Below are 19,702 nucleotides of genomic sequence, written 5' to 3'. Positions count from 1 at the left end.
ATTGATCCCGATGGTCTAGATCGGTTCCAACCCGGTGAGATGCCGCTGCGCGAGATCGCGATAGGCCTGCGGATTCAGGTTGATCCACATCTCGGCACCCGTTCCGGCGATCGGGCCCTTGATCTGAGCAGGCGCTCCGACTACCAGAACGCCGGCCGGAATCTGCGTGCCGGCGGTCACCAGAGAATGCGCTGCGACCAGGCTGCGCGCACCGATCACCGCGCCGTCGAGAACAGTGGCGTGGTTGGCGATCATCGCTTCAGAACCCACGTGAACGCCGTGAATGACACACATATGGGCCACCGTGGCGCCCGGTCCGATGTCGACGGGGATGCCCGGCGGAGCGTGCAATACCGATCCGTCCTGCACATTGGCGCCTTCTCGCACGACGATCGGGCCGTAGTCGCCGCGGAGCACGGCGTTGAACCAGACCGACGCCCCGGCCTCGACCGTGACGTCGCCGATCAGGGTCGCGGTCGGCGCCACGAAAGCTGTCGGATCGATCCGGGGCGCCCGACCTTCGAAAGCGAACAGTGGCATCGTCTAGATATACCGCAAGCGTGAAACGCCCCCGGGGAAACGCAGCTAGACCCGCTGTCGTTGCGCGTCCGTGTCAGAAAACTGTAACGTGTTCTAGTTAGAGGGCAACCACGTTGGAGGTGACAGGGTGAGTACCGACACTAAAGCGGTCGGCATCCGGGAAATCGATCCCGGCGCGTTGCCGACCCGGTACGCCCGCGGCTGGCACTGCCTGGGCGTCGCAAAGGACTTCCAGGACGGCAAGCCGCACTCGATTCAGGCGTTCGGCACCAAGCTGGTGGTCTTCGCGGATTCGCAGGGCGACATCAAGGTCCTCGACGGCTACTGCCGCCACATGGGCGGGGACCTGTCCGAGGGCACCATCAAGGGCGACGAGGTCGCATGCCCGTTCCACGACTGGCGCTGGGGCGGCGATGGCCGCTGCAAGCTCGTGCCGTACGCGAAGCGCACGCCCAAGACGGCGCGTACCCGTTCGTGGACGACCGACGTGCGCGGCGGTCTGCTGTTCGTCTGGCACGACCACGAGAACAATCCGCCCGACCCCGCTGTGCGCATTCCGGACATCCCGGAAGCCCACAGCGACGAGTGGACCGAGTGGCGCTGGAACAGCATCCTCATCGAGGGGTCCAACTGCCGCGACATCATCGACAACGTCACCGATATGGCGCACTTCTTCTACATCCACTTCGGGTTGCCGACGTACTTCAAGAACGTCTTCGAGGGCCACATCGCTTCGCAGTACCTGCACAACGTGGGGCGGCCGGACGTCAACGATCTGGGCACCTCCTACGGCGAGGCGCACCTGGATTCCGAGGCTTCCTACTTCGGCCCGTCGTTCATGATCAACTGGCTGCACAACAGCTATGGCGGTTACAAGGCCGAATCGATTCTGATCAACTGCCACTACCCGGTGACCCAGAACTCGTTCGTGCTGCAGTGGGGCGTCATCGTCGAAAAGCCCAAGGGCATGGACGAAAAGATGACCGAGAAGCTGTCCAGGGTCTTCACCGAAGGCGTCAGCAAGGGCTTTTTGCAGGACGTCGAGATCTGGAAGCACAAGACGAGGATCGACAACCCGTTGCTGGTTGAGGAAGACGGCGCCGTGTACCAGTTGCGGCGCTGGTATCAGCAGTTCTACGTCGATGCCGCCGACGTCGAACCGGAAATGGTGGAGCGCTTCGAGATCGAGGTCGACACCACTCGCGCCATCGAACACTGGAACGTCGAGGTTGCCGAGAACCTCAAGGCACGGGATGCCGAAGCCGCTGCGGCCGAAGAAGTTCCAGCCGAACAGCACTGACGACATGGGTGACGACCAGCCGGTGGTTCCCGACGTCGATCGACTCGCCCGGTCGATGTTGCTGCTGCATGGCGGCGGCCACGACCACGAGGACAAACCCGCTCACAACGGCGGGTCTGGATCATGGTCGAAGTCAAGGGATTTCGCTAACGACCCGAAGCGGGCCGCTGCGGTCCGCGAGGCCAGCCTGGCTGATCGGCAGCGCTACCTGACGTCAGGTCTGCAGCCGGTCGATTGCCGCTTCTGCCATGTCACGGTGACCGTGCGCAGGATGGGACCGGGACATACTGCGGTGCAATGGAATACCGACGCGTCTCAGCGTTGTGCCTACTTCACCGAAGTGCGGGAATCCGGCGGTGATCCGGCACGAACCCGATCCTGCCCTCGCCTGTCCGACAGCATCGAACACGCGGTGGCCGAAGGCTACCTGGAGCGTCCAGAAGAAGACTGACTCAGGGGTTGACGGCCGCGCGGGGTTTGGCCACACCGACCTCTCCGGAGGAATTGGCGTTGTGCCCGCCTACGAGCGACAACTCGCCGAGGCCGTCGGCGCTGTCGCTCAGAGGCGGGCAAATCGTGTGCCGCCTGGGCTCAGCGAGATCACAGCCCGGCGAAGCGTTCCTTGACCTCTTCAGCGGTGAGCCCGTAATCGGCCAGCGAGTACTTGTGTTTCGGGGCCCGCGCACCGGTCTGACTCTCGGCGTGGCTGTCCTCCATGGCCTTTCGCGCCTCGTCGGTCAGGTTCAGGCCGAAGTGGCGGTACACCGTGGCGACCGTCCCGAGCGGATCGGCGATCAAGTCGCGGTAGTCGACGTCGCAGAACTGGGCGGGATCGTATTTGGCGCGTGCGGTGTTGAACAACTGCAGACCGCGCGACCAGGTTTCCATTGCGTCAGCACCGATCTGGGCGCCCGAGAAGGTCGTCGACCATCCCTCGGCGGTGTGCTGCGCCAACGAGCACATCGAACCCATGATCGTCTCGACCGGCCGGTGAGTCTGGATCACCAGGGCGTCCGGATAGGTCGTCATCAACGCGTCCAGCGCGAACAGATGACTGGGATTCTTAAGCACCCAACGCTTTTCGACGTCGTTCAGCCCAATCAACTGAAGGTTGCGGCGGTGCCGCTGGTATGACGGCGTCCAGTCCTGTTGCGAGAGCCACTGCGAATAGGTAGGTAGGTGCGAAAGCGTCTCATAGGACACCGAATGCAGCGACTGCCGCAGCAGCTGCCAGCACTCCTCCAGCTCATAGGCGGCCATGAAGTGCAGGCCCGTGTACTCCGGGTTCTCCGCGTGAGCCTTTTCGAACTGCGCGTTCAGCGAGCTGTACCACGGGTTCGAGTCCCACTCGTCGCGCGGCGGGCGCGGTTGCGGGAATTCCGCCAACCACAGATGCAGTCCCTGATGCACGGGATCCGCTCCCAGCAGGCGGTGCAAAATCGTGGTGCCGGTGCGCGGCAGGCCGGTGACGAAGATCGGCCGCTCGATGGCGACGTCGGCGTGCTGCGGGTACTGCTTCCAGGAGGCTTCGGAGAACAGCCTGGCCACCAGCGCACCGCGCAAGAAGAACCGATTCATCTTGCTGCCCAACGCCGTTAGATTGGCGTCACGCCGGTAAGAATCCAGCAGCACCCCCAGCGCCTCGCGGTAGTTGTCGTCGTCAACGCCGAAGTCGTCGAGCCCGACCAGCTTGGTTGCCGACGCGTGCATGTCCTCCACTGTGCCGACGTCGGTACGCTCTGCCATTAGGTGTGGTACTCCCCGCAGTTGACATCCAATGTCTGCCCGGTGATGCCGCTGGACAGATCGCTTGCCATGAACAGAATTGCCGAGGCGACCTCGTCCTCGGTAGGCAGTCGCTTCAAGTCGGAGTTCGCCGCAGTGGCCTGGTAGATCTCCTCGGCCGTGGTGCCATACTTGCCGGCTTGGTGGTTGAAGTAGGCCTGCAACGTATCGCCCCAGATGTAACCGGGTGCAACGGAATTGACGCGAATACCCTTGTCGCCGAGCTCGGTCGCCAACGACTGCGACATGGACAGCAGGGCGGACTTGGCCATCTTGTACGCGCCGTACTTGGCCTGCGAGTGCCGCAGCACCATCGAGTTGACGTTGACGACCGAACCCTTGGAGGCTTCCAGCGCCGGGGTGTAAGCCTGGATCAACCGCAACGCCCCGAGTGCGCTGAGCTCGATCGCGTCACGAATGTGCTGAAATGTGGTGCCCGCCAACGGCTTCATTGAAGGCACCCGAAACGCATTGTTGATCAGCACGTCGACCTTGCCGTAGGTCGCCATCGTCTGTTCGACCAGGTTGTTCACCTGATCGTCGTCGGTGATGTCGGTCGACACCGCCAGCGCCTGGTGGCCGGCGTCCTTGAGTTGCTGGGCGACCTCTTCGAGCCGCTCGGCGGTGCGTGCCGCAAGCACCAGATCGGCCCCGTCACGCGCACATCGATGCGCCAACGTAGTACCGAGGCCCGGTCCGACGCCACTGATGACGACTACTTTTTTCTTGAGCATCCCTGACATCGTCACCCCAGCATCCTTGCTTGAATCTGCTGCTGGCGCAGCGCAATTCGTGCACGCCAGTCATCATCGGAAATCTTGTTGTGGTCGAAATACGGCAGCTTGCTCGCCACCGCGTCCAGGTCGACCAGTTCCACCGTCGGCCCGTCGGCTTCGGTCAGCTCCCGTGACACCCGCTGCCAGCGGAATTGCAGATACCCGCGCCGGTGCCCCAGCGTCTCGACCCAGTTGGTCACACCCGGATTCCCGTCGGCAACCACGATGCGGACCTTGCCGTCCGGATCCGCCTGTGCCTGAGTGTTGTTCAGCGACGTCTGGTGGTTGATGTAGTCCAGCGAGATGTACCACAGGCTACCGAGCTGGAAGCCGAGGTAGGGCGCATCGCTAACCGGAATGGTGATGATCAGCGCCTGGTCGGGCCGCAGGTCCCAGTGCCCCACCGACGAATACTGGGTGGCCAGTCCGCCCGGGGTCAGCCGCGGCGCCACCATGGTGTTGACCGGGAGATTGTCGTAGAACCACTGCGGGAACTGCAGCCAGGTCTTCACCCGCTGCACCAGCTGCTTTCCGGCTGTGGCGTAACGCTTTTCGATGAGCTCGCGAGTCAGCGGCGGCGGGGCGGTGCCGGCGGTGTCCAGCCGGGAGATGGCCAACGTGCCGCGCTGAGCTGACCAGTCGCCGTAGACCTCACGCATCACCAACTGCCCATTGCTGGTTGGTCGCACCCGCCACTCGAAGGTGCCGTCAGCGGCGATCTCCAGTTCACGGTCATCGAACGCTGCCTGGCTGGCGGGCACGTTGTCGTCGGTGTACTCACCGCCGAGCAGCTGGAAGCTCAGGTCGGTGGTGGTACCGCGGACGCCGGTGACCACGTAGTCGTGGTTGGCGTGCACCCGGGTGCCGAAGTACAAGGTGTCAGGATTGTCCAGACCCATCTTGGTGAATGGCCCGGTGCCCGACTGCAGGAACGGATGGTCGCGGTCATAGTCGACTGCCAGATGAATACAGGCCGATATGCAACCAGCCAGGTATTGCATGCCTTCGAGCAGGTCGGCTTCGGTCTCGATGAAGGGTGCGGCGGCTACCAGCTTCTCGGCTTCGGCGATCGCATCGTTGAGAGAGTCAGAGAACACGCCTAGACGCTAGAACGTGTTCTACTTTTTCGTCAATGGCGAACATTCTCGCGTGTCGCCGCCGGGGTTTGCCGACTTGACAGACTAGGCCGGTCCGCCCGCTACGAGGTGCACTGCTGTGACAGGTTGATCAGGCGCTGGCGGACATCCGGATGCCGATTCAGGTAGTCGATGACGTTGGGGCCGCCGCCCTCGGCCTGAGACTTGGCGGACAGCGTCGCCTTCACGTCGGGATGCCGCGACAGGTACGCGTCGATGGATTGGCCCACCGTCTGATTACAGGGATCCGCGCCTGCGACCGGCAGCGCGATCAGCGTGGCAGCCGTTGCAGTGAGTAGCCCCCCGGCGATCAGGCCGTACAGTCCGCGGCGACCCATGCCGCTTGTGTTGGATGTCGTCCTCATGCGCGCCACGCTACCGACCCCAGCTGTGCCCCGGCTGTGCCCGAGCTTTGTTGCGGTAGCAGTGTTGTCAGGGCGTGACCGCGGGGGTTTCCCGTTCGCGTTTGATTTCTAGGGCGATGTCGATCAGTTGGTCTTCTTGGCCGCCGATGAGTTTGCGCTGTCCGGCGCGGTGCAGCAGTTCGTGGGCGGGGACGCCGTAGCGTTCGCCTTGGCGGACGGCGTGTTTGAGGAAGCTCGAGTAGACCCCGGAGTAGCCCATGATCAGCGCGTTGCGGTCGAGCAGGCACTCGGCCGGCATGGCCGGGCGCACCACGTCCTCGGCGGCGTCGGCGATGTCGAAGAAGTCGATGCCGGTCTTGATGCCGATCTTGTCGAAGACGCCGATCAGGGCCTCGACGGGCGCGTTGCCCGCGCCCGCGCCGAAACGGCGCACGCTGCCGTCGATCTGCTTGGCACCCGCGCGCACGGCCTCGACCGAGTTGGCCACCCCGAGCCCGAGATTCTCGTGCCCGTGGAAACCGACCTGGGCGTCCTCGCCAAGCTCGGCGACCAGCGCGGACACCCGGTCGGCCACCCCGTCGAGTACCAGGGCGCCGGCGGAGTCCACGACGTAGACGCATTGGCAGCCGGCATCGGCCATGATGCGGGCCTGGGCGGCCAGTTTCTCCGGCGCAATGGTGTGGGCCATCATCAGAAACCCGACGGTTTCCAGACCCAGCTCGCGGGCCAGCCCGAAGTGCTGGATCGACACGTCGGCCTCGGTGCAGTGGGTGGCGATCCGGCAGATCGAACCACCGTTGTTCTGCGCCTCCTTGATGTCCTCTTTGGTGCCCACCCCCGGCAGCATCAAGAACGCGATCTTGGCGTCCTTGGCCGTTTCGGCGGCCAGCTTGATCAGCTCCTGCTCGGGGGTTTTGGAGAAGCCGTAGTTGAAGCTCGAGCCGCCCAGTCCGTCGCCGTGGGTCACCTCGATCACCGGAACCCCGGCCGCGTCCAGTGCCGACACGATCGCCTGGACCTCGTCGGTGCTGAATTGGTGACGCTTGTGATGGGAGCCGTCGCGCAGCGACGTGTCCGTCATCCGCACGTCCCACACCGGGTTGAAGAAGACTTCACTCATGGCGCCACTCCTCCTCATCGCTGCGCGCTGCATCGTCGACGGCGCGGGTACTCATGCCTGTACTCCTGTGACGGCTAGCGTCTCCTTGGCGATCTCCTCGCCGACCTTGGTGGCCGCCGCGGTCATGATGTCGAGATTGCCGGCATAGGGCGGCAGGTAGTCCCCGGCGCCCTCGACCTCGACGAAGGTCGTGACCACATGGTTGCCGCCGTTGACCACCGACGGCTCGTCGAACTGCGGCTCGTTGAGCAGCCGGTAACCGGGAACATAGGTCTGCACCTCGGCGACCACATCCTTGATGGATTGGGCGATCGCGTCGCGGTCGGCGTCCTCCGGAATGGCGCAGAAAATGGTGTCGCGCATGATCATCGGCGGATCGGCCGGGTTCAAGATGATGATCGCCTTACCACGGGCGGCGCCACCGATGGTCTGCACGCCCTTGCTGGTGGTCTTGGTGAACTCGTCGATGTTCGCCCGGGTGCCCGGCCCGGCGGACACCGACGACACCGACGCGACGATCTCGGCATAGGGCACCGTCACCACTCGCGAGACCGCGTAGACGATCGGGATGGTGGCCTGCCCGCCGCAGGTGATCATGTTGACGTTGGGCGCATCCAGGTGCTGGCGCAGGTTCGCCGGCGGAATCACCGCCGGACCCACCGCCGCCGGCGTCAAATCAATGGCCCGGATCCCGGCGGCCTGGTACTTCGGCGCCGCGTCGCGGTGCACGTAGGCGCTGGTCGCCTCGAACACCATGTCGGGTTTCTCCGACTGAGCCAGCAGCCAGTCCACCCCCTCATGGGTGGTCTCCAAACCCAGCTTGCGGGCCCGCGCCAAACCCTCGCTTTGCGGGTCGATGCCCACCATCCAGCGCGGTTCCAGCCAGTCCGATCGCAGCAGCTTGTAGAGCAAATCGGTGCTGATATTTCCCGACCCGACAATCGCCACACTCGCCTTCGACGGCATGATGCTGCCTTTCCCTGCTCTTTCAAGCGTTAAATCAACTGATTCAAAACTAATCCGAGCCTATTCGAACGACAAATGGACCGAGCCGAGACCGGTGAATTCCGCGACGAAGTCGTCACCGGGGCGGGCATCGATCGCCTTGGTGCAGGAACCCGGAAGCACTACGTCACCTTTACGCAGCCGTACCCCAAAGCTTTCCACCTTGCGGGCCAGCCATGCCACCGCCGTCACCGGATTGCCCAGCACGGCATCGCTGCGACCCTCGGCGATCACCTCACCGTTGCGGGTCAACACCGCATCGATCGCCGTGACGTCAATGTCAGCGGGCGACACCCGGGCCTTGCCCAACACGTAACCGGCCGACGAGGCGTTGTCGGCGATGGTGTCGCACAACGCGATCTTCCAGTCGGTGATCCGGGTGTCGATCAACTCGATCGAGGGCACCAGGGCTTCGGTGGCCGCCAGCACATCGGATTCGGTGCACCCGGCACCCGGCAGGTCGGCAGCCAGGATGAAACCGACCTCCACCTCCACCCGCGGGTACAAGTATTTGTCCGCCTTGACCGCGACGTCCTCGAACACCTGCATCTCGTCGAGCAGGTGGCCGTAGTCCGGCTCGTCGACACCCATCATCTGCTGCATCGCCTTGCTCGACAGGCCGACTTTGTGGCCCAGCACCCGCGCACCCTCAGCAACCCGCTGGCGGATATTGATCAACTGAATCTCGTAGGCGTCAACAACGTCGATGTCGGGATGCGCGGACGTTAACGGAGCAATCGGTTCACGACTACGCTCGGCCTGCGCCAGGTCGGCTGCCAGCTCGTCGCGGATCGCAACACTGAGCATTTACCGAAGTCCCCTCGTCCGTTTGACCGGGCCGGTAGCGGCCAGCCCGGGCAATTCTATAACGTGTTCTACATGACAGCGCAGGAGTACGACGTCGTCGTGGTCGGCAGCGGCGGAGCCGGCATGGTGGCTGCCCTCACCGCCGCGCACCGAGGCCTTTCGACATTAGTCATCGAAAAGGCGCCGCACTTCGGCGGCTCCACCGCGCGCTCGGGCGGCGGCGTCTGGATCCCGAACAACGAGGTCCTCAAGCGTGACGGCGTGAAGGACACCGCCGAGGCGGCCCGCACCTACCTGCACGGCATCGTCGGCAACGTGGTCGAGCCGGAACGCATCGACACCTACCTGCAGCGCGGCCCCGAGATGCTGTCATTCGTGCTCAAGAACACGCCGCTGAAGATGTGCTGGGTACCGAAGTACTCGGACTATTACCCCGAGGCGCCCGGCGGCCGGGCGGAGGGGCGCTCGATCGAGCCCAAACCTTTCGACGCGCGCAAGCTCGGGCCCGACGAGGATGGACTGGAGCCGGCGTACGGCAAGGTGCCGCTCAATGTGGTTGTAATGCAACAGGATTACGTGCGACTGAACATGCTCAAGCGGCACCCGCGCGGAGTGCTGCGCAGCCTGAAGGTCGGCGCTCGCACCATGTGGGCTAAGGCGACCGGTAAGAACCTGGTCGGTATGGGCCGGGCCCTGATCGGTCCGTTGCGGATCGGCTTGCAGCAGGCGGGTGTGCCGGTGCAGCTGAACACCGCTTTGACCGATCTGTACGTCGAGGACGGCGTGGTGCGTGGTGTGTATGTGCGCGCCACGGGTGACCCCGAGTCGGTTGAGCCGCGGCTGATCCGGGCACGGCGCGGCGTGATCCTGGCCAGCGGTGGCTTCGAGCACAACGAGCAGATGCGGGTGAAGTACCAGCGCGCACCCATCACCACCGAGTGGACGGTCGGCGCCAAGGCCAATACCGGTGACGGCATCATCGCGGGCGAAAAGCTCGGCGCCGCACTGGATATCATGGAGGACGCCTGGTGGGGCCCAACGGTTCCGCTGGTGGGCGCGCCCTGGTTCGCGTTGTCGGAGCGCAACTCGCCGGGGTCGATCATCGTCAACATGTCGGGCAAGCGGTTCATGAACGAGTCGATGCCCTACGTCGAAGCTTGCCACCACATGTACGGCGGAGAATTCGGCCAGGGCCCCGGGCCGGGCGAGAACATTCCCGCGTGGCTGGTGTTCGACCAGCAGTACCGGGACCGCTACATCTTCGCGGGACTGCAGCCCGGACAACGCATTCCGACCAAATGGATGGAATCCGGCGTCATCATCAAGGCCGACACCCTCGAAGAGCTGGCCGACAAGGCGGGGTTACCCGTCGCCGAGTTCACCGCGACCGTGGCGCGGTTCAACGGCTTTGCCCGCTCGGGGGTCGACGAGGATTTCCACCGTGGTGAGAGCGCCTATGACAAGTACTACGGCGACCCCACCAACAAGCCCAACCCGAACCTCGGCGAGCTGACCCACGCGCCGTACTACGCCGCCAAGATGGTGCCCGGCGATCTGGGCACCAAGGGCGGCATCCGAACCGATGTCCACGGCCGCGCGCTGCGCGACGACGACAGCATCATCGACGGCCTGTACGCGGCGGGCAACGTCAGTGCACCGGTGATGGGGCACACCTATCCGGGCCCGGGCGGCACCATCGGGCCGGCGATGACTTTCGGATACCTCGCCGCGCTGCACATCGCAGGAGAGAACTGACATGCCGATCGATGTAGACGTCGCGCTGGCCGCCGAGCTGGAGCCGCTCGAATTCTCTTGGTCCAGTAGCGATATCCAGCTGTACCACCTGGGGTTGGGCGCGGGCGCCGACCCCATGGATCCGCGCGAGCTGCGCTACCTGGTCGACGAGACCCCCCAGGTCCTGCCGACGTTCGGCAATGTCGCGGCGTCGTTCCACATGACCAAGCCGCCGACGGTGCAGTTCCCCGGCATCGACATCGAGCTGAGCAAGGTGCTGCACGCCAGCGAGCGCATCGAGGTGCCCGGGCCGTTGCCGCCGTCGGGCTCGGCCACGGCCGTCACCCGGTTCACCGATATCTGGGACAAGGGCAAGGCCGCGGTGATCTGGAGCGAGACGACGGCGACCGCTCCCGACGGCACCGTGCTGTGGACGCAGCGGCGGTCGATCTTCGCCCGCGGTGAAGGCGGATTCGGTGGCGATCGCGGGCCGTCCTCGTCGGACGGTGCGCCCGATCGGGCTCCGGACCTCGAGGTGGACCTGCCGATCCTGCCGCAGCAGGCGCTGCTGTACCGGCTGTGCGGCGACCGCAATCCGCTGCATTCTGACCCCGAATTCGCTGCTGCCGCAGGCTTTCCCCAGCCGATCCTGCACGGCCTGTGCACCTACGGTATGACTTGCAAGGTCATCACCGACGCGCTGCTGGATGGCGACGCCGCAGCGGTGGCGGCATACGGTGCGCGCTTTGCCGGTGTCGCGTTCCCCGGCGAGACGCTCAAAGTCGGCATCTGGAAAGACGACGGCCGTTTCGTGGCCAGCGTGGTCGCGCCGGCCCGCGACAACGCCGTAGTGCTGTCCGGCGTCGAGCTCATCCCGGCGTAAGGCTCGTTTGCTCTGGGTGTCGAGTGTGCGGCCAGCCGCACATTGGACGTCGAGCGTGCGGCTAGAAGCACACTCGACGGCTGAATGCGGCACGCACACGGCTAATAATTTCGGCAGGCCGGTCAGCCGCGACCACTCGGATAACGATCCAGCCGAGCCGCTCGAGCGTTTCTAAGCGACGGACATCCCAGTTATATTGCCTGCGATCGCTGCGATGGTGATCGCCGTCGTACTCGACGGCGACCTTCACGTCGTCCCAACCCATGTCCAAATACGCGAAGGCACTGCCACATTCGTCTAACACCGGAATCTGCGTTTGCGGCCGCGGCAAGCCGGCCTCGATCAGCACGATGCGAAGCCACGACTCTTTCGGTGACTGTGCGCCCGCATCAAACAGATCCACCGCTCGGCGTGCTTGAGCAACACCCCTGCGCCCTACGTATTTACGGGCCAACAGTTCAACATCGGCGTTCTTGATCTCCGCAACCCTGGCGAGCGCGTCGATTCCTGCAACCGCTGTCATCACTGGATACCAGCATCCCAAGTCTAATGCTGTCCTGACCGGCGACGTGACGGGCAAGCCCGCAACAATTTCGATCTCGTCCTGCTCAATCCGGTCGCGGTGGGTCCGTAATCCCGACGGGATCCGGCGATTGTCGTGAATCAAGTCCACAAATTGTGCATCGTCAACCCACTTGCTGCCGTGTAGGGCAGCCGCGGCGAACCCCGCGACTGTCCCTCGTCGTCCGCTCCATAGCCACGCCGCTTTGGAACGCAGCTCGATGGATACCTGGACATCGCGCTCTACGTATACATCAGGGAACATTCGACGGTGCCGCGTTCCGAGCTGCGTCTTGGTCAATGCGCCTGCGGCGATCGCCTCACTGCCGATGAATGGCTCACGCACGACGGCAGCGTCGCACGTCGCGCGGCGCGCGTCACTTCAGTCGCCGAGTGTGCGGCTAGCCGCACATTGGACGTCGAGTGTGCGGCTAGAAGCACGCTCGGCGTAAGCAGGAGCAGCGAGCTAGCCGAGGATCAGGCCGGAGGTGGGTACACCAGTTCCGGCGGTGACGAGTACGTGCTCGACGTCGGGTACCGGGTTCACCGAAGTGCCCCGCAGCTGACGCACACCCTCCGCGATGCCGTTCATGCCGTGGATGTAGGCCTCGCCGAGTTGGCCACCGTGGGTGTTGATGGGCAATCGCCCGCCCATCTCGACCGCCCCGTTGGCGATGAAGTCCTTGGCCTCGCCGCGACCGCAGAAACCCAACTCCTCCAACTGAATCAGCGTGAAGGGCGTGAAGTGGTCATAGAGGATCGCGGTCTGGATGTCGGTCGGCTTGAGACCGGATTGCTGCCACATCTGCTGACCGACCAGCCCCATCTCGGGGAGACCAATTTCGGGCCGGTAGTAGCTGACCATCGTGTACTGGTCGGGGCTGGACCCCTGGGCCGCGGCCTCGATGATCGCGGGTCGCTGCTTGAGGTCCTTCGCCCGCTCCGGCGACGTCACCACAATTGCGACGGCTCCGTCGGTTTCCTGGCAGCAGTCCAGCAGCCGCAGCGGCTCGGCGATCCACCGCGAATTCTGGTGATCCTCAATGGTTATCGGCTTCTCGTAAAAGTACGCCTTGGGATTCTTGGCAGCGTGCTTGCGGTCGGCCACCGAGATGGCACCGAAGTCGCGGCTGGTCGCCCCGGACCAGTGCATGTACCGCTGGGCGATCATCGCAACCTGCGCAGCCGGCGTCGACAACCCATGCGGATACGAGAACGAGTTGTCGGCAGCGGTCGAATCAGCCTGTACACCAGCATTTCCCACGAGCCTGGTCTGCACCTGGCCGAATCGCATGCCCGAGCGTTCGTTGAACGCGCGGTAGGCCACCACGACGTCGGCCACACCGGTCGCCACGGCCATCGCCGCATGCAGAATGGTCCCGCACGCCGCGCCCCCGCCATAACCGGTCTGGGCGAAGAATTTCAGATCACCGATGCCGGTCGCGCGCGCCACCGCGGTCTCGTTGTTGGTGTCCATCGTGAAGGTGGTCAACCCGTCGACGTCGGACGGGCGTAGACCCGCGTCGTCCAACGCATCCAGAACCGCCTCGGCCGCCAGCCTCAGCTCACTGCGGCCGGAGTCCTTGGAGAAGTCGGTGGCACCGATGCCGACGATCGCGGCCTTACCCGACAACATCAGGCACCCCCGATCGTGAGCGTGACGTTCGCGATGACGTGATCGCCAAGGCTGTTGCGGCCGAACACCTTCAATGTGATCAGGCCGTCCTCGACGGCGGTCACCTCACCGGAAAAGGTAACGGTGTCGTAGGCATACCACGGCACTCCAAGCCGCAGCCCGATCGATTTGATCAGCGCCGTCGGTCCCGCCCAGTCGGTGACGTAGCGCTGCACCAGCCCCGTATCGGTCAGGATGTTGACGAAGATGTCCTTGGAACCCTTGGCCTGCGCCAAGTCGCGGTCATGGTGCACATCCTGAAAGTCCCTGGTGGCCAGTGCCGTTGAGATGATGAAAGTGGGGGTGCCTTCGAGCTTGAGTTCGGGCAGGATGGTGCCCACTTCCACAGCAGGTGCGCTCATGCGTCCGGCTCCCAGGCGTACAGGCTCCACTCCGGGCCGGACTCACCGGCCGGGAAGTCGATATAGGTTGCGCGAACCGGCATTCCGATCTTGATCGCGGCGTGGTCGACCCCGCGCAACTCGCCGAGCATACGAACGCCCTCTTCCAGTTCGACCAGCGCGATCACGAAGGGCAGCGTGCGACCCGGCACCTTCGGCGCGTGGTGCACCACGTAGCTGTACAACGTGCCACGACCGCTGGCCACCACGAAGTCGATGGGATCGGCTTTGTCCTGCCAGACGGCCGGCACCGGCGGGTGCTGCAGGCTGCCGTCGGGCCGCCGCTGGATGCGTAACTCGTGAGCTTTGACGCCCTCCCAGAAGAAGGCGGTGTCGCGCGACATCGCCGGACGCATCATGGCGTCGGCGTCCAGGTCCGCGGGAACGGAGGCGGCATCGGCAGCCGCCTCCTCGCGAGGTTTGAATTTGAGTATGCGCCAGGCCATCTCGGCGACATCCTCGTCACCCACCCGCCAGGTGATGTGCTGGTTGATGAACCAGCCCTCACCGAGCCCGGTCTGCTTCGGCCCGACGACGTCGCGCATCTCGGAATGGATCGTGACCTGCTCACCGGGACGTAGGTACCGGTGGTAGGTCTGCTCACAGTTGGTCGCGACCACGCCGATGTAGCCGGCGTCATCGAAGAGCTGCATGATCGGGCCCATGGGGTCGTCGGTCGGGCGCTCCCCGCCCTGACCGAACATCGTCCACACCTGAATCATGGCCGGCGGAGCAACGATTCCCGGATGACCCGCAGCCTTGGCGGCGGCCTCGTCGACATAGATTGGGTTGGCGTCACCGAGGGCCTCGACCCAGTTGTTGATGATCGGCTGGTTCACCGGATCCCGCGCGACGCGCGGCGCGGCGACAACGGTGGCGGTGATCTCCGCGACCGCTTCCTTGATATCGGTCATCGAGGCACCCTCGGCACTTTGAGGCCGGCCGCCGCGATCATCTCGCGCATCACCTCGTTCACGCCTCCACCGAAGGTAATCACCAGATTGCGCTTGGTCTGCGAGTCGAGCCATTCGAGCAACTCGGCGGTGTCCGGCTCGGCCGGGTTACCGTATTTGCCGACGATCTCTTCGGCCAGTCGACCGATACGCTGAATGCTCTCGGTACCAAAGACTTTCGTCGACGCGGCATCCGCGACGTTGATGTCCTCGCCGGCCGCGGCGACCTGCCAGTTGAGTAGCTCGTTGATCCGCCACATCGAGTAGATCTCGCCGAGCCCGCGTTTGACGTCGTCGTGGTCGATCGGTGTGACCCCGTTGCCGCCCGGCTTGGACGCCCAGGCATGCAGCCGGTCGTATATGCCGGCGGTGCGTCCGGCCGGACCCAGCATCACACGCTCGTTGTTGAGCTGTGTGGTGATCAGCCGCCAGCCACCGTTCTCCTCGCCGACGAGCATGTCGGCCGGCACCCGTACATCGTTGTAGTACGTCGCATTGGTGTGGTGGGCGCCGTCGGACAAAATGACCGGTGTCCAGGAAAAGCCGGGATCCTTGGTATCGACGATCAGGATCGAAATACCCTTGTGCTTAACGGCTTCCGGGTCGGTGCGGCAGGCCAGCCAGATGTAGTCGGCGTCATGGCCTCCGGTCGTCCACATCTTCTGGCCGTTGACGATGTACTCGTCGCCCTGGCGCACGGCCGACGTCCGCAGCGATGCCAGGTCGGTTCCCGCCTCGGGCTCGCTGTAGCCGATCGCGAAGTGCACCTCACCGGCGAGAATCGCGGGCAGGAACTTCTTCTTCTGCAACTCGCTGCCGTACTGCTGCAGGGTCGGGCCGACCGTCTGCAGCGTCACCGCGGGCAGCGGCACGTCGGCGCGATGTGCCTCGTTGACGAAGATCGACTGCTCGATGGGGCCGAAGCCCAAGCCGCCGAACTCTTTTGGCCAACCGACCCCAAGCTTGCCGTCCTGGCCCATCCGCCGGATCACAGCGCGATAGGCCTCGTTGTGCCGGTCGGACTCCATCGCCTTCGCCTCTTCGGGCGTAATCAGATTCGAGAAGTATTCGCGGAGCTCCGCTTGCAGCGCACGCTGTTCGGGAGTCAGGTCTATGAACATTGCGCTCCCACCAGGTCGAGGCGATGAGATGGCCCGCCCAGCAGCCGGGACAGGTCTTTGATCGTGGAGTAGTACCGGTGCATCGGATAAGTGATGTCCATACCCATGCCGCCGTGCAAGTGATGACAGGTCTGCATAACCGGCGGGGCCTGCGACGCGATCCAGTACCCGAGCACATCGAGATCGTCGTCGGCATCACGGCCTTCGGACAGCCGCCACACCACCGACTTCGCGGCCAAACCGATGGTGCGCGAGGCGATGTAGACCTGGGCCAATTGCGCGGCCACGGTCTGGAAGGTCGACAGCGGCTTACCGAACTGCTTGCGCCCGGCCACGTAGTCGGCGGTCAGCCGCAGTGCACCGGCCACCAGGCCGTCGGTGAAGGCGCCGATCGCCGCGAGCGCCAGCTCGTTGATCCGGCGCGCGGTGGCGCCGTCGAGCACGTCGGTGTCGGGAATCGCGACCGCCGCGAACGTCACCGTGTACTCGTCGGAACCATTTGACGTCGGGGTACGAACCAGCTGCACCCCGTCGGCCTTCGGCGACACCACGACCACCGCACTGTCGGCGGTCACGATGATCCAATCCGCTTGTTCGGCATATGCCACAGCGACTTTGGTGCCCGACAACCGCCCGTCGGCGAACGTGGTCGCGGGCCGGTCGGGCAGCGCCGAGCCGGGCTCGTTGAACGCCGCGGTCAGCACTGCGCCGTTGCCGACACCGGCCAGGAACCGTTCCTGCTGTTCGTCGGAGGCCAGATCCACCAGCGGCACCACGCCAAAGCCCAGCGTGGCCAATGCCGGCGTGATTGCACCGTGCCGGCCGACCTCGGTCAGCACCGTGGCGACCTCGGCCAACCCCACCCCGTCACCGCCCAGGCGCTCCGGCACCGGCAGCGCCGTCACACCACCGCGCACCAAAGCGTCCCAGCCCAAATCTTTCTGAAGGACCGACGTAGCCACGTCGGCGACAGCCTGCTGCGTTGCAGTGAGATCGAAGTCCATCAGTTGGCAACCGCGCTCTTTCCGGTGTAGTCGACCTGCCAGTGCTTGATGCCGTTGAGCCAACCCGACCGTAGCCGTTCGGGTTCCGAAAGCGGCTTCAGGTCCGGCATGTGGTCGGCGACCGCGTTAAAGATCAGGTTGATGGTCATCCGGGCCAGGTTCGCGCCGATGCAGTAATGCGCGCCGGTACCACCGAAGCCGACGTGCGGATTCGGGTCGCGCAGGATGTTGAACGAGTGCGGGTCGTCGAACACATCTTCGTCGAAGTTGGCCGACCGGTAGGACATCACCGCTCGCTGCCCCTTCTTGATCAGTACACCGCCCAGCTCGACGTCCTCGTTGGCGGTGCGTTGGAAGGCCGACACCGGGGTGGCCCACCGGATGATCTCGTCGGCGGTGGTCGACGGGCGCTCCTTCTTGAACAGCTCCCACTGATCCGGGTTGTTCGCCATCGCGATCATGCCGTGGGTGATCGAGTTACGAGTGGTCTCGTTCCCCGCGACCGCCAGCATCACCACGAAGAAGCCGAACTCGTCGTCGGAGAGCTTCTCGCCATCGATGTCGGCCTGGACCAGCGTCGTGACGATGTCGTCGGTGGGGTTCTCGTTGCGCTCGGCCGCCATCGCCATCGCATAGGTGATCAGCTCCATCGAGGACTGCGCCGGGTCGACCGTCGCGTACTCGGGGTCCGTGCCGCCGGTCATCTCGTTGGACCAGCGGAACAGCTTGTCGCGGTCCTCCTGCGGAACGCCGAGCAGGCCGGCGATCGCCTGCAGCGGCAGCTCACACGAGACCTGTTCGACGAAGTCGCCGCTACCCTCCGCAGCGGCCGTCTTGGCGATGTTCTCTGCACGCTGGGCGAGCTCGGCTTCCAGCCGCCCGATGGCTCGCGGGGTGAACCCGCGGGAGATGATTTTGCGCAGCCGGGTATGGTGCGGCGCGTCCATGTTCAGCATGACGCTGCGCTGCAGCTCCACCTGCTCACGTTTCATCTCCGGCGGCCACGTCGGGATCGCGCCGTTCTGCCAGCTGGAAAAGACGTCATTGCGGCGCGAGATCTCCTTGACGTCGGCGTGCTTGGTGACAATCCAGTATCCGTTGTCCTCGAAGCCGCCCGAACCGCCCGGGATGTCCACCCAGTGGATGGGCTCGGCCTTGCGTAGCTCGGCGAGCTCCGCAACCGGCAGCCCGGCCAGGTTGACGTCGGGGTCCAGAAAGTCGAAGTCTGCGGGAATGTTGGGGGGTGCCATGTGTATGCGCTCCTCAATTGCAACGTGTTCTAGTGCCAGTAAAACACGGCTCCTGCGCTGATAAAAGCCGCCCGGGCATCCTCGCTTGTCAGAGTAATGAAACGTGTTCTAGCCTGACGGAATGGGTAACCCTGTCATCGTCGAAGCCACACGTAGCCCCATCGGTAAGCGGAACGGGTGGCTGTCCGGCCTGCACGCCACCGAGTTACTGGGCGCCACGCAGAAGGCTCTTGTGGAGAAGGCCGGTATCGACCCCGGCGACGTCGAGCAGATCATCGGCGGCTGCGTCACGCAGTTCGGCGAGCAGTCCAACAACATCACCCGAGTGAGCTGGCTGGTTGCCGGGCTCCCGGAGCACGTCGGCGCTGCGACCGTGGACTGCCAGTGCGGCAGCGGCCAGCAGGCCAACGGCCTGATCGCGGGCCTGATCGCGGTGGGTGCCATCGACATCGGCATCGCCTGCGGCATCGAGGCGATGAGCCGAGTCGGCCTGGGCGCCAACGCCGGACCCGATCGCGGGATCCTTCGGCCGGCGTCGTGGGACATCGATCTGCCCGATCAGTTCACCGCCGCCGAGCGCATCGCCAAGCGTCGCGGCATCAGCCGCGAGGAGATCGACCAATTCGGCTTCGACTCGCAGCGCAAGGCCCAGCAGGCATGGGCCGAAGGCCGGTTCGACCGCGAGATCAGCGGCATCGAGGCGCCGGTGCTCGACGAGAACAAGCAGCCGACCAGCGACCGTCACGTCGTGACCAAGGACCAGGGCCTGCGTGAGACCACGCTGGAGGGCCTGGCCTCGCTGAAACCGGTGATCGAGGGCGGGATCCACACGGCGGGTACGTCGTCGCAGATCTCCGACGGCGCGGCCGCGGTGCTGTGGATGGACGAGGACAAGGCCAAGGCACTGGGCCTGAAGCCGCGGGCCCGCATCATCAGCCAGGCGCTGGTCGGCGCCGAGCCGTACTACCACCTCGACGGCCCGGTGCAGTCGACCGCCAAGGTGCTGGAGAAGGCCGGGATGAAGATGGGTGACATCGACATCACCGAGATCAACGAGGCCTTCGCCTCGGTCGTGCTGTCCTGGGCGCGGGTGCACAACCCCGACATGGACAAGGTGAACGTCAACGGCGGCGCGATCGCGTTGGGCCACCCCGTGGGCAGCACCGGCAGCCGGCTGATCACCACCGCGCTGCACGAACTGGAGCGCACCGATCAGACCACCGCGCTGATCACGATGTGCGCGGGCGGCGCGCTGTCCACCGGCACCATCATCGAGCGCATCTAGC

At 64.7% G+C, this 19,702-nt stretch carries 20 protein-coding genes; 5 read left to right on the top strand and 15 right to left on the bottom strand.

Features of this window, described 5'->3' with window-relative positions:
• Positions 1 to 15: 15 nt before the first annotated feature.
• A complete protein-coding gene (locus ACAG21_RS04175) occupies positions 16 to 540 on the bottom strand; it encodes a gamma carbonic anhydrase family protein (RefSeq protein ID WP_096290274.1) in 525 nt (174 codons plus the stop codon).
• Positions 541 to 667: 127 nt separating this feature from the next.
• On the opposite strand from ACAG21_RS04175, the gene ACAG21_RS04170 reads away from it, so the two are divergent.
• Entirely contained in the window at positions 668 to 1,840 is a 1,173-nt protein-coding gene (locus ACAG21_RS04170; protein WP_370494735.1) for a Rieske 2Fe-2S domain-containing protein, read from the top strand.
• Positions 1,841 to 1,844: 4 nt separating this feature from the next.
• Complete coding sequence (locus tag ACAG21_RS04165) at positions 1,845 to 2,291, top strand: hypothetical protein (RefSeq protein ID WP_370495031.1); 447 nt, start codon at positions 1,845 to 1,847, stop codon at positions 2,289 to 2,291.
• Positions 2,292 to 2,440: 149 nt separating this feature from the next.
• On the opposite strand, the gene ACAG21_RS04160 is transcribed toward ACAG21_RS04165, so the two are convergent.
• The 7 genes from ACAG21_RS04160 to ACAG21_RS04130 all read right to left on the bottom strand — a co-directional run bounded on the left by ACAG21_RS04160 (position 2,441) and on the right by ACAG21_RS04130 (position 8,834).
• Positions 2,441 to 3,586, bottom strand: a complete 1,146-nt coding sequence (locus tag ACAG21_RS04160; protein ID WP_370494734.1) for a sulfotransferase — start codon at positions 3,584 to 3,586, stop codon at positions 2,441 to 2,443.
• Positions 3,586 to 4,368, bottom strand: coding sequence for an SDR family oxidoreductase (locus ACAG21_RS04155; protein WP_370495030.1), 783 nt, complete (start codon positions 4,366 to 4,368; stop codon positions 3,586 to 3,588). The genes ACAG21_RS04160 and ACAG21_RS04155 overlap by 1 nt, the downstream gene beginning before the upstream one ends.
• A 2-nt stretch (positions 4,369 to 4,370) precedes the next feature.
• Entirely contained in the window at positions 4,371 to 5,498 is a 1,128-nt protein-coding gene (locus ACAG21_RS04150; protein ID WP_370494733.1) for a hypothetical protein, read from the bottom strand.
• 101 nt (positions 5,499 to 5,599) lie between these two features.
• Complete coding sequence (locus ACAG21_RS04145) at positions 5,600 to 5,902, bottom strand: hypothetical protein (protein ID WP_370494732.1); 303 nt, start codon at positions 5,900 to 5,902, stop codon at positions 5,600 to 5,602.
• Positions 5,903 to 5,969: 67 nt separating this feature from the next.
• On the bottom strand, positions 5,970 to 7,022 hold the full coding sequence (gene dmpG / locus ACAG21_RS04140; RefSeq protein ID WP_370494731.1) for a 4-hydroxy-2-oxovalerate aldolase: 1,053 nt from the start codon (positions 7,020 to 7,022) through the stop codon (positions 5,970 to 5,972).
• Positions 7,023 to 7,073: 51 nt separating this feature from the next.
• Positions 7,074 to 7,988, bottom strand: coding sequence for an acetaldehyde dehydrogenase (acetylating) (locus ACAG21_RS04135; protein WP_370494730.1), 915 nt, complete (start codon positions 7,986 to 7,988; stop codon positions 7,074 to 7,076).
• Positions 7,989 to 8,048: 60 nt separating this feature from the next.
• Positions 8,049 to 8,834, bottom strand: coding sequence for a 2-keto-4-pentenoate hydratase (locus ACAG21_RS04130; protein WP_370494729.1), 786 nt, complete (start codon positions 8,832 to 8,834; stop codon positions 8,049 to 8,051).
• Positions 8,835 to 8,906: 72 nt separating this feature from the next.
• Between ACAG21_RS04130 and kstD the strand changes: the two genes are divergently transcribed.
• Together kstD and ACAG21_RS04120 are read left to right on the top strand one after the other, a co-directional pair.
• Positions 8,907 to 10,589 (top strand): 3-oxosteroid 1-dehydrogenase, encoded by a 1,683-nt coding sequence (gene kstD, locus ACAG21_RS04125; RefSeq protein WP_370494728.1) that lies wholly within the window; start codon positions 8,907 to 8,909, stop codon positions 10,587 to 10,589.
• A gap of 1 nt (position 10,590) precedes the next feature.
• Positions 10,591 to 11,451 (top strand): MaoC/PaaZ C-terminal domain-containing protein, encoded by an 861-nt coding sequence (locus ACAG21_RS04120; RefSeq protein ID WP_370494727.1) that lies wholly within the window; start codon positions 10,591 to 10,593, stop codon positions 11,449 to 11,451.
• Positions 11,452 to 11,512: 61 nt separating this feature from the next.
• Here the strand turns inward: ACAG21_RS04120 and ACAG21_RS04115 are convergent, their stop codons facing one another.
• From ACAG21_RS04115 to ACAG21_RS04085, 7 genes are all read right to left on the bottom strand, one after another.
• A complete protein-coding gene (locus tag ACAG21_RS04115) occupies positions 11,513 to 12,358 on the bottom strand; it encodes a hypothetical protein (protein ID WP_370494726.1) in 846 nt (281 codons plus the stop codon).
• Positions 12,359 to 12,478: 120 nt separating this feature from the next.
• Positions 12,479 to 13,648, bottom strand: coding sequence for a lipid-transfer protein (locus ACAG21_RS04110; protein WP_370494725.1), 1,170 nt, complete (start codon positions 13,646 to 13,648; stop codon positions 12,479 to 12,481).
• Positions 13,648 to 14,049, bottom strand: coding sequence for a MaoC family dehydratase (locus ACAG21_RS04105; RefSeq protein ID WP_370494724.1), 402 nt, complete (start codon positions 14,047 to 14,049; stop codon positions 13,648 to 13,650). Before ACAG21_RS04105 ends, ACAG21_RS04110 begins: the two co-directional genes overlap by 1 nt.
• Positions 14,046 to 15,002, bottom strand: a complete 957-nt coding sequence (locus tag ACAG21_RS04100; RefSeq protein WP_370494723.1) for a bifunctional MaoC family dehydratase N-terminal/OB-fold nucleic acid binding domain-containing protein — start codon at positions 15,000 to 15,002, stop codon at positions 14,046 to 14,048. Before ACAG21_RS04100 ends, ACAG21_RS04105 begins: the two co-directional genes overlap by 4 nt.
• On the bottom strand, positions 14,999 to 16,162 hold the full coding sequence (fadE29, locus tag ACAG21_RS04095) for an acyl-CoA dehydrogenase FadE29 (RefSeq protein WP_370494722.1): 1,164 nt from the start codon (positions 16,160 to 16,162) through the stop codon (positions 14,999 to 15,001). The genes ACAG21_RS04100 and fadE29 overlap by 4 nt, the downstream gene beginning before the upstream one ends.
• Entirely contained in the window at positions 16,153 to 17,166 is a 1,014-nt protein-coding gene (locus ACAG21_RS04090) for an acyl-CoA dehydrogenase family protein (protein ID WP_370494721.1), read from the bottom strand. The genes fadE29 and ACAG21_RS04090 overlap by 10 nt, the downstream gene beginning before the upstream one ends.
• Complete coding sequence (locus ACAG21_RS04085; protein ID WP_370494720.1) at positions 17,166 to 18,416, bottom strand: cytochrome P450; 1,251 nt, start codon at positions 18,414 to 18,416, stop codon at positions 17,166 to 17,168. Before ACAG21_RS04085 ends, ACAG21_RS04090 begins: the two co-directional genes overlap by 1 nt.
• A 121-nt stretch (positions 18,417 to 18,537) precedes the next feature.
• Here ACAG21_RS04085 and ACAG21_RS04080 point away from each other — a divergent pair, with 121 nt between their 5' ends.
• A complete protein-coding gene (locus ACAG21_RS04080) occupies positions 18,538 to 19,701 on the top strand; it encodes a steroid 3-ketoacyl-CoA thiolase (protein WP_370494719.1) in 1,164 nt (387 codons plus the stop codon).
• Position 19,702: the final 1 nt, after the last annotated feature.

It is taken from the genome of Mycobacterium sp. pR1184 (assembly GCF_041287235.1).
Taxonomy (GTDB): Bacteria; Actinomycetota; Actinomycetes; order Mycobacteriales; family Mycobacteriaceae; genus Mycobacterium.
This window is presented reverse-complemented; position numbering and strand designations above follow the sequence as displayed.